The sequence below is a fragment of the Bilifractor sp. HCP3S3_D3 genome, from assembly GCF_052063915.1.
Taxonomy (GTDB): Bacteria; Bacillota; Clostridia; order Lachnospirales; family Lachnospiraceae; genus Bilifractor.
In genome coordinates this window covers 18094-31134 of the sequence record NZ_JBQHWP010000004.1, presented here as the reverse complement: position 1 = coordinate 31134, position 13041 = coordinate 18094, and the positions used below count along the sequence as shown (strand labels likewise).

12 protein-coding genes are annotated in these 13041 nt (G+C 44.6%); 5 read left to right on the top strand and 7 right to left on the bottom strand.

Going from position 1 to position 13041, the window contains the following annotated elements:
* Positions 1 to 53 precede the first annotated feature (53 nt).
* From mnmE to rpmH, 6 genes are all read right to left on the bottom strand, one after another.
* Positions 54 to 1574 (bottom strand): tRNA uridine-5-carboxymethylaminomethyl(34) synthesis GTPase MnmE, encoded by a 1521-nt coding sequence (mnmE, locus tag ACTNDI_RS03315; protein ID WP_441099339.1) that lies wholly within the window; start codon positions 1572 to 1574, stop codon positions 54 to 56.
* Between the two features lie 385 nt (positions 1575 to 1959).
* Positions 1960 to 2928, bottom strand: coding sequence for an RNA-binding cell elongation regulator Jag/EloR (gene jag, locus ACTNDI_RS03310; protein WP_441099338.1), 969 nt, complete (start codon positions 2926 to 2928; stop codon positions 1960 to 1962).
* Positions 2929 to 2942: 14 nt separating this feature from the next.
* Positions 2943 to 4229 carry a YidC/Oxa1 family membrane protein insertase gene (locus tag ACTNDI_RS03305; protein ID WP_441099337.1) on the bottom strand — a complete coding sequence of 429 codons (1287 nt, stop codon included), beginning with the start codon at positions 4227 to 4229 and terminating at the stop codon, positions 2943 to 2945.
* Positions 4230 to 4260: 31 nt separating this feature from the next.
* Positions 4261 to 4491 (bottom strand): membrane protein insertion efficiency factor YidD, encoded by a 231-nt coding sequence (gene yidD / locus ACTNDI_RS03300; RefSeq protein WP_441099336.1) that lies wholly within the window; start codon positions 4489 to 4491, stop codon positions 4261 to 4263.
* Positions 4488 to 4832 (bottom strand): ribonuclease P protein component, encoded by a 345-nt coding sequence (gene rnpA / locus ACTNDI_RS03295; RefSeq protein WP_441099335.1) that lies wholly within the window; start codon positions 4830 to 4832, stop codon positions 4488 to 4490. The genes yidD and rnpA overlap by 4 nt, the downstream gene beginning before the upstream one ends.
* 81 nt (positions 4833 to 4913) lie before the next feature.
* Positions 4914 to 5045 carry a 50S ribosomal protein L34 gene (rpmH, locus tag ACTNDI_RS03290; RefSeq protein WP_004603371.1) on the bottom strand — a complete coding sequence of 44 codons (132 nt, stop codon included), beginning with the start codon at positions 5043 to 5045 and terminating at the stop codon, positions 4914 to 4916.
* A 478-nt stretch (positions 5046 to 5523) separates the two neighbouring features.
* Here rpmH and ACTNDI_RS03285 point away from each other — a divergent pair, with 478 nt between their 5' ends.
* Positions 5524 to 6507, top strand: a complete 984-nt coding sequence (locus tag ACTNDI_RS03285) for a glycosyltransferase family 2 protein (protein ID WP_441099334.1) — start codon at positions 5524 to 5526, stop codon at positions 6505 to 6507.
* A 45-nt stretch (positions 6508 to 6552) separates the two neighbouring features.
* Positions 6553 to 7992 (top strand): flippase, encoded by a 1440-nt coding sequence (locus tag ACTNDI_RS03280; protein WP_441099333.1) that lies wholly within the window; start codon positions 6553 to 6555, stop codon positions 7990 to 7992.
* A gap of 55 nt (positions 7993 to 8047) precedes the next feature.
* Here the strand turns inward: ACTNDI_RS03280 and ACTNDI_RS03275 are convergent, their stop codons facing one another.
* Positions 8048 to 8923, bottom strand: coding sequence for a glycosyltransferase family 2 protein (locus ACTNDI_RS03275; RefSeq protein ID WP_441099332.1), 876 nt, complete (start codon positions 8921 to 8923; stop codon positions 8048 to 8050).
* Between the two features lie 443 nt (positions 8924 to 9366).
* On the opposite strand from ACTNDI_RS03275, the gene ACTNDI_RS03270 reads away from it, so the two are divergent.
* From ACTNDI_RS03270 to ACTNDI_RS03260, 3 genes are all read left to right on the top strand, one after another.
* Positions 9367 to 10626 carry a glycosyltransferase 61 family protein gene (locus ACTNDI_RS03270; RefSeq protein ID WP_441099331.1) on the top strand — a complete coding sequence of 420 codons (1260 nt, stop codon included), beginning with the start codon at positions 9367 to 9369 and terminating at the stop codon, positions 10624 to 10626.
* A 96-nt stretch (positions 10627 to 10722) separates the two neighbouring features.
* The gene (locus ACTNDI_RS03265) at positions 10723 to 11637 is read left to right on the top strand and encodes a glycosyltransferase family 2 protein (RefSeq protein WP_441099330.1); all 915 of its coding nucleotides are present in this window, start codon (positions 10723 to 10725) and stop codon (positions 11635 to 11637) included.
* 93 nt (positions 11638 to 11730) lie between these two features.
* Positions 11731 to 12996: a nucleotide sugar dehydrogenase gene (locus ACTNDI_RS03260; RefSeq protein WP_441099329.1), complete on the top strand. Its 1266-nt coding sequence runs from the start codon at positions 11731 to 11733 to the stop codon at positions 12994 to 12996.
* Positions 12997 to 13041: the final 45 nt, after the last annotated feature.

The following is a 13041-nucleotide window of genomic DNA, read 5'->3' as shown; positions in this document are numbered from 1 at the left end:
TTTCCCATGCAGGATTAGAATTTCGCCGAGATTTCATCAACAAGATCCTTCATCTATTTTCCCATGCAGAATTTTGCAAAGATTTCATTGACCAGATCTTCTCCCAGTGACTCCCCGGTGATCCGGCCAAGTGCGTCTATTGCTCCCATCAGGTCGATGGACCAGAAATCCTCCGGCATCTGATCATCAATACTCTTGATCACGTAATCAAGGGAGTTTTCCGCATCCTCGAGTGCTTTTTTGTGGCGGGCGTTTGTGACATAGATCTGATCGTTGAATTCTATCTTACCATTGAAGAACATTTTTTCAATCTGTTTTTCCAGACCTTCCAGCCCCTGTTTTTCCTTCGCCGAAAGATTCAGAATCACAGTTTCGGACAAGCCGGCAGAGTTACTCACATGCTCATGCAATCCGGCAGAGTCAGTCATTGTCTCACGCTGACCGCCGGAATGTTCCACGCCTGAAGTAAGTCCCGGATGAGCCGCAGTCGGAGTAAGTTCCGAATGACTCGCGAGTTCCTCCTTCAGCATATCTTCAGTGACCTCGGAATCCAGATCACTCTTGTTCAGGACAATGATGGTCCTCTTGTTTTGGATCAATTTCATGATCTCGTAATCATTCTGATCCAGAGGAACCGACCGGTCGACGACATACAGGATCAGATCCGCGTCCCTGGCCTGATCAATTGCGCGATTGACACCGATCTGCTCGATCTTATCCGAGGCGTTCCGGATTCCCGCGGTGTCCAGTATACGCAGGGTAATGCCACGGACATTGATCTGTTCCTCCAGAACATCTCTGGTTGTTCCGGCGATATCGGTGACAATTGCTCTTTCTTCCCCCAGCAGAAGATTCAGCAGAGAAGATTTTCCCGCGTTCGGCTTTCCGAGGATCACCGTCTTGATTCCCTCCTGAATCAGTTTTCCGGAGTCGGCGGATTGCAAAAGCTTCCGGATTTCCGTCCTCTGCTCTTCCACAACCATGCGAAGTTCCGGTCCATACCCCTCCAGGCTGATGTGCTCCGGATCATCCAGTGCTGCCTCGATATGCGCGGTCTCATATAAGAGCTTCTGGCGAACCGTCTCTATTTTTTCCGAAATTGATCCCGACAGCTGCTGTTGCGCGCTTCTCAGAGCATAATCGTTTTTGGCCGAGATGATGTCCATAACAGCCTCTGCCTGTGACAGATCCATACGGCCATTCAAAAAGGCCCTCTTTGTGAATTCTCCAGGTTCCGCCGGCCGCGCTCCGGCATGAATTACCGCCTCAAGAACTCTTCGGGTCGCCAGCACTCCTCCGTGACAGTCAATTTCTACCGTATTCTCACCTGTGTAGGAATGCGGCTCGCGCATCACCAGTACCAGAACCTCGTCTATTTTTTTTCCGTTATCGGATATGTAACCGTAATGAATCGTATATTGCTTCTGATCAGACAGCCTTTTCCCTTTTTTTCCTGAATAGACACGATCAGCAATCGCAAAGGCATTTTTGCCGCTGATCCTCACAATGCCGATTCCAGAGGGCGCCATTGCAGTTGAAATTGCTGCGATTGTATCATCAAAGTTTTCTGCCATATCCGATTTCACCTTTCTTTCATGCCGCCAGATTTTTCGTAAACACTCACGCAATCATACCGATAAATCGCTTTTTATCAACATTGAACGTAAGTTATCAACATAATCCGGGTTCACAAGAATATCATTCTCTTCCAACGAGATAAAACACGCTGCGCGAGTTTTATTTCGCTATCGCGACGCTCGCCGCACACGAATACTTCGCATTCGGCTGCGGCTCACTGTTCGCGTAAATAAAAAACCCGCATCGAAAAAACATATAGCGGCATTCTCCGGATCTATCCGGCATGTCGATATGTTCTTCCGATGCGGGCGTCATATACATTCTGTAGTGATCCGCCTGCGGGTCATGACCGTTTTCTCTCTGATTCAGAGCAGGAAAAAATCAGTCCCGGTAACCGCCCTTTTTCGGAGTTACAACGACATGACGGTACGGTTCATTTCCCTCACTGTGCGTTTCCACATATTTGTTGTTCTGCAGTGCGGAATGAATGATTCTTCTCTCATAAGGATTCATTGCTTCCAGAGAAACCGCGTGATGACTTCTGCGGACCTTATTTGCGATATTGTTCGCCAGATTCTCCAGGGTTTCCTTGCGGCGTCTGCGATAATCCTCGGTATCAAGCTTTACGCGGACATAGTTTTTCTGGTCCTTGTTCACGACAAGAGATACCAGATACTGAAGAGAATCGAGCGTCTGTCCTCTCTTACCGATCAGAATACCCATGTCATCGCCCTCAAAATCGATGTCGAGGCTTCCCTCTTCCTGGTTGTACTCAATTGTGATATTGACAGGAAGCTCCATTGCCTTGAAGATACCGTCCAGGAATTTGGATGCGGAAGCTTTCATCGTAACAATTTCTTCCGCTGTTCTCTCTACCGGTACTTCCTTCTTATCCGGAGTCTTTGTCTCTGCCGGCTTCTCATGTCCCGGCTCCTTATCTGCTTTTCCTGTGTCAGAAGACTCCGCCGGCTGCGTTTCTTTCCTCTCCTCTCCGCTTTTTCCGGATTTCTCTCCGGATGTCATCCGCTGATCGGAGGTTTTCTCTGCACGAACCGGTTTTCCTTCGTTTTTCGCAGGTTCTGCCTGTGCTGCGGAATCCGCATTTTTCACCGATTCTGCTTTTGTCTCTGATCCATGATTCTCCGGAATCTTTCCGGATTTCTTATCTGCTTCCTTTTCCTCTTTCCGGCGGACCTGAATCACTGCCGGTTTACTGCCGATTCCAAGGAAGCCTGAACTGCCTTCACTGATCACCTGGATATCCAGCTGATCACTGGAGAGTCCAAGCTCGATACATGCTTTTGTAATGGCGTCATCCACGGTTTTCGCAGATACTTCCATAAAATCCATGTTCATGCCTCCCGTTATTTCCTTTCACTATTCCTTCCGCTGTTTTTTTTCTCATCAAAGCTCTTTACCCAGTTTGCCTTCGCAGTGATGCTGTCCGGGTTCAGATTCTTTGTATCCCTGTAAAACTGAGAGGAATCAATATCTTTTCCGTTCGATCGTGAATTCTGAATATGCTTCACATTTGTACGGGCGTTCTGTGTTACGTTGCTGACGTAATCCTTGCTCTTTTCTTTTTTCTTTTCTGCCTTGACAGCCTGCTTCTCGATCATCTCTTCGACATCAACTGCGCCTATGCTCCGGTTGATGATTACCTGCTGTATGGCACGGATCACTGCACCTGCAATCCAGTAGATACCGATACCCATGCTGAAGGTAACGCAGATAACTGCCGAAAAAATCGGCATGATCATGTTCATGCTGTTCATCTGACGAGCCATAGCGTTGTCACTGTCTGTGCTCTGCTGCGGCATCAGCTTCATGTTCAGCCACTGTGTAAACCATGCAAGCACAGGAACCAGGATACCCGCAATCAGTGCGCCGATAATTGCGGCTGTCGCCGTTCCTCCGGCAATGTTGCTGAAACCTGATTTGATGGCATCCCAAGGAGTCTCGGAAATGTTGATTCCCAGGAAGTTGTTGATTCTCGCGGACTGCGCGGCAACACTGCCCATCTGATCCTTAAAGGATGCAAACTGCTTGATGCCCTCAAGCTTGGCCCACTGTGACGGCTTCATCACATACATCATGTCGATGATCCGGTTTACGGTGTAATCACCTTTTCCGTTCACACGAATTTTGTTGTTTGCCACAAAATCGGTGATAATCTTCTGATATCCGTCAACAGTTGAAATTTTGACGGCAAGGCTGTTGAAAATATTCGCAACCCTGGATACATATCCGGGAATGTACAGAATTACCTGATACAGGCCGAACAGGATCGGCATCTGAATCAGCAGAGGCAGACAGCTTCCGGTAGGCGACACTCCGTACTTCGAGTACAGTGCCATCGTCTCCTCCTGCATCTTCTGCTGAGAAGCTGCATCTTTCTTTCCCTGATATTTTTTCTGCAGTTTCTGAAGTTCCGGCTGAATTGCGTTCATGACCTTGGAGCTCTTCTGCTGCTTGATCTGTACTGGTGTAAGGAATAAGTAGATGATAATGGTGAAGAATATGATACAAAGACCGATATTCGGAATACCAATTTTGTAAAGTACAAAATAAATTCCATTCATCAGCCATCCGAGCAGCTGCGCGATGTATTTGATCAAGGGCATGCTGGACTTGCTTAATAAAAGTTCCAAATTATCTTCCTCCCGGAATTTTCTTTCTGGCTCACGGTACCGGATCAATCCCGCCGTGCGAGAACGGATTGCATCTCAGGATTCTCCAGGACGCCAGCAAGCCGCCTTTGACTGCACCATATTTCTCAATCGCCTGTACAGCGTACTGGGAGCAGGACGGAATGTAAGGACAACGGATTCCTCCCTTTAATGGCGACAGATATTTCTGATAAAGACGAATCCCCTGTATCATGACATACCTGGGTTTCATTTTCTGATTCATTCTTTATCCTCCAGTATGTGATGTCTTCTGCCCAGATGATAGAGCGCGTCCGCGATCTCCTTCTGTGTGCAGTTCTTTGATCCGACTCTGCAGATGACAACCACATCAAAGCCCTTGGAAAAACTTTCCTCCTTTAATCTGTAAGCCTCTCTGACCAGTCTGCACAGATGGTGACGAACCACACTGTTGCCGACCTTCTTGCTGACAGAAATACCGATTCTGTTTTTTTCCAGTTGATTTTCCAGGATGTACATGACAAGATATTTATTTGCTGCTGATGTTCCCTGTCTGTAAACCTTCTGAAAATCCGTGTTTTTCTTCAGACTTTCTGAAAACTTCATGTGTATTCCTTTTCAAAAGTATTCTTTCATAAGAAAAGACCACAGAATAAACTGCGGTCTCCGGTCTGCTTCAATCTATGCTTATGCTAATACTTTTCTGCCTTTTGCACGTCTTGCAGCTAAAACTTTTCTTCCGCCCTTTGTAGCCATTCTTGCGCGGAATCCGTGAACTCTTTTATCAACCTTCTTCGGCTGCCATGTCATCTTACTCATAATTATCTTCCTCCTTGCTTTCCTCAACATGCCGCTCTGAATTCATGCGGCGAGACAAATCTTTTTTACTTCCGGATCCGTCAATCATAAAGGTCAGATCCGTGCAGTCATATACCTCTTTCCAGAGAACATCTGTTTTATTATAAGCATTCAAAGGCGGCGCGTCAAGGCCTTTATGTATAAGGACTCCGCAATTTATGTATAAGGATTTTTCAATTCGGACAGCCACGCATCAGCGATTTTCTTCCTAATATCAGTACAGTTTCTGAACTTGACAATCATGGGATTTATGGTAATGTGAAAATCATATTTGCGAGCTTGTTTCTGCAGGCACAGTAAACCCTCATGCCCCGCAAGCGGGCCGCCACAACATGTACAAAGCCAATTGTTTTCCTTTTCATCAGGCGGGAACCGCGATGCAAAAGCATTATGGCTGAGTCTGCAAATGTCATTTTGATAAACAGTGGGATATCGACATATGAATTTTGGATTTGTAATTCTGCATTACAGGGCTTATGAGATGACCGTCAGATGTGTGTCATCCATACTTAAGCTGTTTTCCTCAGACAATCTTCACATTGCTGTTGTAGATAATGCATCTCCCGATGGAAGCGGGAAGCGTTTGCAGGAGCATTTCTCAGGCAAATCACAGGTAGAGGTAATTCTGAATCATGAAAACCTGGGCTTTGCCAGGGGAAACAACGCAGGCTATGATTTTCTGATTCAGCACTACGATCTCGATTTTGTGATTGTGATGAACAATGATGTCATCATTGAGCAGTCAGATTTTCTTCAGAAAATCGCAGAAAAATATCAGGAAACGCCTTTCTCCGTTCTCGGACCGGATACCTATTCGACATCACGTAAGGTCCATCAAAATCCCTTCAGTCTTTCCGTAATATCCGAAGAGGAATTGACCCTGAAAGCACAATATTACCATGAAATTATGGAACATCCCGGATTTATGTATCTGGAGGAGTCTCTGCGATATTTTTTCATCAATATTAAGCCGGTATATTCATTTGTTCACGCTCTGTCGAATCTTGCGAGAAGAATTCTCGGAAAATACTCAGCAGAAGATGAAATGCAGAAGAAAGCCGAGCGTGATCATCAGGAACAACTGAAAACGCTCTGGCAGAAATATCGGGAGGATGTAGTTCTTTTTGGCGCATGCTATATTTTCTCACGCGATTTTATCCGGAAACGTCCCTATTGCTTTTACCCGGATACCTTTATGTACTTCGAAGAGCAGATCCTGGGGTATGAATGTCAGCGGGATCATTTAAAGGTCGTTTATGATCCGGCACTCCAGGTACTCCATTTTGAGGATGTATCAACCAGACAATCCCTGAAGACCGGTTATCAGAGATTTCTTTTTAAATCACGTGAAATGGAAAAATCCTGTAATTTACTTCTGTCATTAATGAGAAAGGACAAGGAAGCGATTCCGCCTCATTCTTAAATTCTGCAAAAATGATGCATGAGAACGAATCACTTCTCAGATAATATGAGTAGCCAGTCATCTCTTCGTAAAAACGCTGTTCTCAACACGATCAAACAGATCTGTACCATTATATATCCGATTATTACTTTCCCCTATATATCACGTGTACTGGGGAAGTATTATTATGGAAAAGTTAATTTCAGTAATTCTATCGTAAGCTACATTCTTATGATTGCTGCCCTCGGCATAACCAACTATTCCATTCGCGAGGGTTCAAGAATTAAAGACGACAGGAAGGAACTTCAGAAGTTCTGCAATCAGATCTTTTCTATAAATATCTGTTCTATGATTGTGGCATATATTGTTCTTTTTCTGCTGATCTGCTTCTGGAAAAAACTGGACGGGTATACTCTTCTGCTGTTAATTCAGGCTTCTACGGTACTTTTTAATACCATTGGTACCGACTGGATCAATTCCATATTCGAAGATTATGAATTTATTACCATCCGATACATTATATGTCAGGGAATTGCAGTAGTTCTGATGCTTTTGCTTGTACACAGCAAAAACGATTATCTGCTTTACGCGGTTACCTGCTCCATCGGTACAATATTGGCGAATATCATGAATGTCACCTACATTCGCAAGCACTATGATCTGCATCCGCGTCTGACTCTTCATATGGACCTTCACCGTAATATGAAGCCGATTTTCATGCTCTTTGGATCCGCCGTTGCCACGACTATTTATGTGAACTCGGATATTACCATTCTCGGTCTTCTGAAAAATGAATCAGAGGTAGGTCTTTATACTGTGTCCTCGAAGTTCTATACCATGCTGAAACAGATGCTGAATGCATCTCTTACGGTCGCTGTTCCGAGAATATCTCACGAGAGGGACAGTGTAAAACCGCAGACGCTGAATCGTCACCTCAGCCGGATCATAGGCAGTCTGATTATTTTTTCCTTCCCGATAAGCGCAGGACTCTTCAGTCTGTCCAGGAATATTATCGTTCTGTTTTCTGGTGTTGAATATGAGATGGCCTTTACATCTCTTCAGATTCTGAGTATCTCCATCATATTTGCGACCATGGCTTCCTTCTTCATTAATGTAATCATGATTTCCTTCGGAATGGAGACACAGGTACTTTTTGCAACTATGTTTTCCGCACTCATTAATATTGTTCTCAACTTCGTCCTCATTCCGGCCTTCGGACAAAATGCTGCCGCGTTCACCACATTATTGTCAGAGATTTCTATTTTCTGTCTTGGTATCTTCTACACCCGAAAAAAGGTTAAGATTTCAATCAGACGGAATGTGGTCATTGCCGCCACAGAGTTTGCCGCTGTCATGGTAATCTGTGCAGGAATCAGGCATTTTCTGAGCAGTAATAATTTAATGACCATCTTTCTCTGTGTAATTCTCTGCGCGGCGGCATGTCTTGGAATTCTATTCTGCCTCGATAAAGATGATGTTAAGAAGCTGATTCATTTTCGGAAGTGAACCGGTAAAATGTATTCCAGAAAAACCGCATTCTACAGGGACCTGAGTCCCTGTTCTACTTTTTGCCCGATCTTCCCCAGAGTCCCATGTGATTTGCAATCATACGGACCAGAATGGAAAAACTGAATTTTGTATGAAGACTTTCTCTGAGAAAAATCCCTGCCTTTTCAGAATCCCCATCAACTGCGCACGCATGTGCCATCATGCGCAGCTGATGAGCTTTGGATAACGGATATTTGTCATACCATGATTTATATTTCTCGTAGATTTTCTCTCCGGCGGTATTGGTTACCCTCGATGAAATGCTGTCGTCCATGACCACACTGTTTACCAGCGGTTTTTTGATATAACCGATTTTGTAGCCTTTAACAGCCGTATGAATTACAAAATCCCAATCCTGGAAACGCCTGAGGTTTTCATCAAACATGATATCCAATGCCACCTCACGCCGTACAACGATCGTCTGCGTACTGATCAGATTGCCATATAGCAGCTGATCCACAGCATCCCCGGTCTCATCAAAATCACGGAGCGGATGATAAGTCGTCGTTCCGTTTTCAATGCGATTCATTCCGCAGAAAACCAGATCCTTTTTGTTCTCAATCAGATATTTAGATTCCTCTTCCAGCTTTTCCGGCATCCATTCATCGTCACTGTCCTGAAAGGCGATGATATTTCCTGACGCCATGCGGATTCCTACGTTTCTTGCATGATTTGCTCCCTGATTTGATTCGTATCGATGATAAATGACACGGCTGTCCGGAAAATCACGGAAGATCTCTTCCGTGCCGTCGGTAGAACCATCATCAACCACGATTACCTCAAGGTTCTGATAAGACTGATTCAGCACACTTCTCAGACAATTTGTAATAGAATCTCTGCGGTTATATGTCGGTATAACAACTGATATTTTCTCTTGTTTTTCATTCATAATACTATACCTGCTTTAATCTGATTCTGAATAAAAATCTGCCTCTTCTGCCGGATCTCTATCATCATCTTACAGATCTGCTGCAGCTTCTGCCAGATCAAAATTTTCATTTGAATCATGCCTGATTCGATGATTCTCCCTGAAATCTTCCGGCGATAAAAGGCCAATTTACATCTAAATATATCATCGACCCCCAACTATTTCAACTAACGCGGTATGGCGATTTCATGCGCCATAGACGACAGACGCCAATACGGTAACTGTATAAGCTACGGATTGCTCCGTGCTTCGCACTCTCGCAATCCTACAGGTATTCGCGTTTTCGAAGAGCTTATACAGTAATATCAAATTGTAAGCTTTCCTTGTTTGTGGTATCATAAATAAACATGTAAAGAGCCATAGACAGTCTTGTCCGCATCATTTCGCTGCTTAGGAGATTCCGAATGATCACCCACTTATATTTGCATGATCTTTATGATTCGAGCTTTCAAGAACTGATAAATTCGAATTTTGTCGATAATCGGACACTGAAGGTACATATCACCAGAACAGCCACAATCATTCCATGCACAACAACAGGACCATCTGCGCGTGGAGGAGTAATCGATGAGAGTGGAAACTATATCGGGTTTTCCGGGTTCGATACTCTTTCAGATGTTGACAGATATAATTCCCCGGATGATTCAGACCTCCAGAACGCTGCCAGAGATACATCCCTGGACAATGCCATTTATTTAGGATTTGTACGCAGACACTGGGGGCATTTTTTAATTGATTCGCTATCAAGGTTATGGTATGCAATAAAAGATAATTCCTCTGCCCCGTTATTATATTTTGGTGAAAAAATTCCGGACAACGGAACAGATGCTGACTTATTGAGACTGATCGGTGTTGACTTAAACCGCCTGATTTATATTGATCATCCAGTAACGGTTAGTCATTTATGCATTCCGGAACCTTCGTTAATCCCGGGAAGATATGTCACACCTGAATTTTTGTCAGTATTTAACCTTGCTGTGGACAATGCGATTAATAGGGCCGATACAGGAAGAACATGGCCGTCAAAAATATATTTGTCGCGATGCCGTCTTCCATCCCATCTGACATCGGAATTTGGGGAAGATCCAATAGAGGATATCTATCGCAGGAATAACTATTCCATAATATATCCGGAAACGCTTCCTCTTACAGAACAGATCTGCTATTTATCCCATGCCTCAAAGATCGCTTTTGTCAGTGGAACCCTGGGACATACGCTGTTATTCGCAAAAGAAGATACGGACGTAACCATATTACGAAAATCAGTGAAGCAAAACTATAGGCAGATCATGGTGAATCAGATCAAAAATCTGAGGGTAACCTATGTTGATATCTATGTTCAGTTAGCATCTGTTGACGCATCAGGGCCATTTTGTATCGTCGTCAATAATCATTTCTTCGATTACTGCAGGGATAACGGCATGCATCTGTCCGAAAAATCCTTTTATGCCAGGAAGAACAAATCTGTTCTATTTCAATACAGGAAACAGCTGCTGCTGAGACTATTGAAAAGATGCGCAAAAAGACAAGGCAAAATGGAAAACTATTTGTTTTCTGAACAGCATCAATTTGACTTGAAGGTATCCGATAAATTACTCAGAAAATATTTCAAAATAAGCTCTTCGAAAACGCGTACAGAATTGTCACACGCGAAGCGTGTGTAGGAGACGGATGAAGCTGCAAAAGGACAGCGATGATCATCGGATTGTCACACGCGAGTCGTATGCAGCCGACCGGATGCGATCTCGAAGACAACAGGTATGAGGATGAAGCGCGAAGTGAATCAGCAGACAATCAGTGTAATCACACCTTTTTACAAAGGAAATAAATATATGCACTCGCTTGCAGATATTCTGGAATCCAACGCAGAAAGAATATCTGCCGCGATCCAGTGGCTCATCGTCAATGACAGTCCGGACTGCCCTGTGGATATGATGAACATAACCCGTAATGCCTATCCTCTCCTCGAAACAGAGGTGATCCGGCTTCCGGAAAACGGTGGAATTCATCACGCAAGGATCGAGGGGCTCAAGAGAGCATCCGGTGACTTTGTTCTCTTTATTGATCAGGATGATCAGATATCTCCGGATTTTTTAAAAATCATGAGCCGTCTGATGACAGAGGATGTTGACATAGCGGTCTGCAATGCCTGGCTGGAACAGCAAGATGGCTCTATGCTTCCGGCTTTTTTCAGACAAGCGGACCTGGATGATGTACGCAATCTGGAAATATATATCAGAGTCAGGAACCCCATTCGTTCACCCGGGCAATGCCTGATCCGGCGATCCTCCATACCGGAGGCGTGGCTCCTTCATCCAATGAAAAAAAACGGCTCCGATGATCTTCTTCTCTGGATTCTGATGCTGTGCAGAAAAGCAGTGTTTGCAGTTACTCCCGACTGCCTATATACACATAAATATACCGGTTCTAACCTGTCGGAGTCGTCTGCTCAGATAAAGACATCGTCCATGGAAGTTGTCGATGTACTGCAGTCAACCGGTGCTTTAACGTCCGGACAGTTAAAGGATCTCGAGCTTTCTGTGGAATGGGCAGCTCTTTGCTCCGCAGGACAGAAGCCTCTTTTTTCCCTGAAATTTGCGAGAATTCTTTTTACCAGGATCTCCTGTAAATTCAGACACCTTGTTTCACCCCGCATCAATATAACATCCGACTAATAGACACAATAGATAAGCATCCTGATCCTTTTTGCTGCAGGATTGGCCCACAATATATTTAAAAACCCGGAATATTTTTAAAAAGGAGTATTTATGAATTCAAATAATGATCTTTCTTCCATAAAAATCGCGGTTGCCGGAACAGGCTATGTCGGCCTCTCCATTGCCACCCTGCTTGCACAGCATCATCATGTCGTTGCCACAGATATTCTTCAGAACAAAGTAGACCTGATCAATGCCCGCAAATCTCCCATACAGGATGAATATATCGAGAAATATCTGGCCGAAAAAGATCTCGATTTAACCGCAACCACCGACGCGGAAAAAGCATACAGCGATGCGGATTTTATTGTGATCGCCACCCCGACGAACTATGACAGTGTGAAAAATTATTTTGATACCTCTGCTGTAGAATCGGTGATCGAGCTCGTATTAAAGGTGAATCCAAAGGCAATCATGGTTATTAAATCCACCATTCCGGTCGGATATACCAGACATGTTCGCGAGAAATATCATACGCAGAATATCATCTTCAGCCCTGAATTTCTTCGTGAGTCGAAGGCTCTGTATGATAACCTCTATCCCAGCAGAATCATTGTGTCTACTGACCCGTCAAATCCGGAAACGGTAAAGGCATCTCACACCTTTGCTTCTCTCCTGCAGGAGGGGGCCCTGAAGGAAAACATTGATACTTTGTTTATGGGATTCACGGAAGCAGAGGCTGTAAAGCTCTTTTCCAATACTTATCTGGCGCTGCGCGTTTCCTTCTTCAATGAGCTGGACACCTACGCGGAAATGAAGGGCCTGAATACAAAGGAAATTATTGACGGCGTGTGCCTCGATCCCAGAATCGGCACGCACTACAACAACCCAAGCTTTGGTTACGGCGGATACTGCCTGCCTAAGGATACAAAGCAGCTGCTGGCAAACTATGCTGATGTCCCGGAGAACCTCATCCATGCAATCGTAGAAAGCAACCGGACACGGAAGGATTTCATCGCTGACCGTGTACTTAGCAAGGCCGGATATTACGACTATTATCACAACGGAGACTACAATGCCGCTGAAGAGAAAAAATGCACCATCGGCGTATACCGCCTGACCATGAAATCAAACTCCGATAATTTCAGGCACTCCTCTATTCAGGGCGTAATGAAGAGAATTAAGGCAAAGGGCGCCACCGTAATCATCTACGAGCCCTCGCTGGAAAACGGCAGTACCTTCTTTGGATCAGAGGTTGTCAACGATCTGGCCGCTTTCAAGTCAAAAAGCGACTGTATTCTGGCAAACCGCTATAACCATGATCTTGACGATGTCAGGGATAAGGTTTATACACGGGATTTATTCATGCGTGACTGAACAGATCGCCCCACCGCTCACACAAAGTGTGAACCGGTGGGGCGA

Coding starts and splice junctions, on each gene's coding strand:
- ACTNDI_RS03275 (WP_441099332.1), bottom strand. CDS start 8,923: ATGAATGAAAAACAAGAGAAAATATCAGTTGTTATACCGACATATAAC.
- ACTNDI_RS03260 (WP_441099329.1), top strand. CDS start 11,731: ATGAATTCAAATAATGATCTTTCTTCCATAAAAATCGCGGTTGCCGGA.
- ACTNDI_RS03265 (WP_441099330.1), top strand. CDS start 10,723: ATGAGGATGAAGCGCGAAGTGAATCAGCAGACAATCAGTGTAATCACA.
- ACTNDI_RS03280 (WP_441099333.1), top strand. CDS start 6,553: ATGAGTAGCCAGTCATCTCTTCGTAAAAACGCTGTTCTCAACACGATC.
- rpmH (WP_004603371.1), bottom strand. CDS start 5,045: ATGAGTAAGATGACATGGCAGCCGAAGAAGGTTGATAAAAGAGTTCAC.
- yidD (WP_441099336.1), bottom strand. CDS start 4,491: ATGAATCAGAAAATGAAACCCAGGTATGTCATGATACAGGGGATTCGT.
- rnpA (WP_441099335.1), bottom strand. CDS start 4,832: ATGAAGTTTTCAGAAAGTCTGAAGAAAAACACGGATTTTCAGAAGGTT.
- jag (WP_441099338.1), bottom strand. CDS start 2,928: ATGGATTTTATGGAAGTATCTGCGAAAACCGTGGATGACGCCATTACA.
- mnmE (WP_441099339.1), bottom strand. CDS start 1,574: ATGGCAGAAAACTTTGATGATACAATCGCAGCAATTTCAACTGCAATG.
- ACTNDI_RS03285 (WP_441099334.1), top strand. CDS start 5,524: ATGAATTTTGGATTTGTAATTCTGCATTACAGGGCTTATGAGATGACC.
- ACTNDI_RS03270 (WP_441099331.1), top strand. CDS start 9,367: ATGATCACCCACTTATATTTGCATGATCTTTATGATTCGAGCTTTCAA.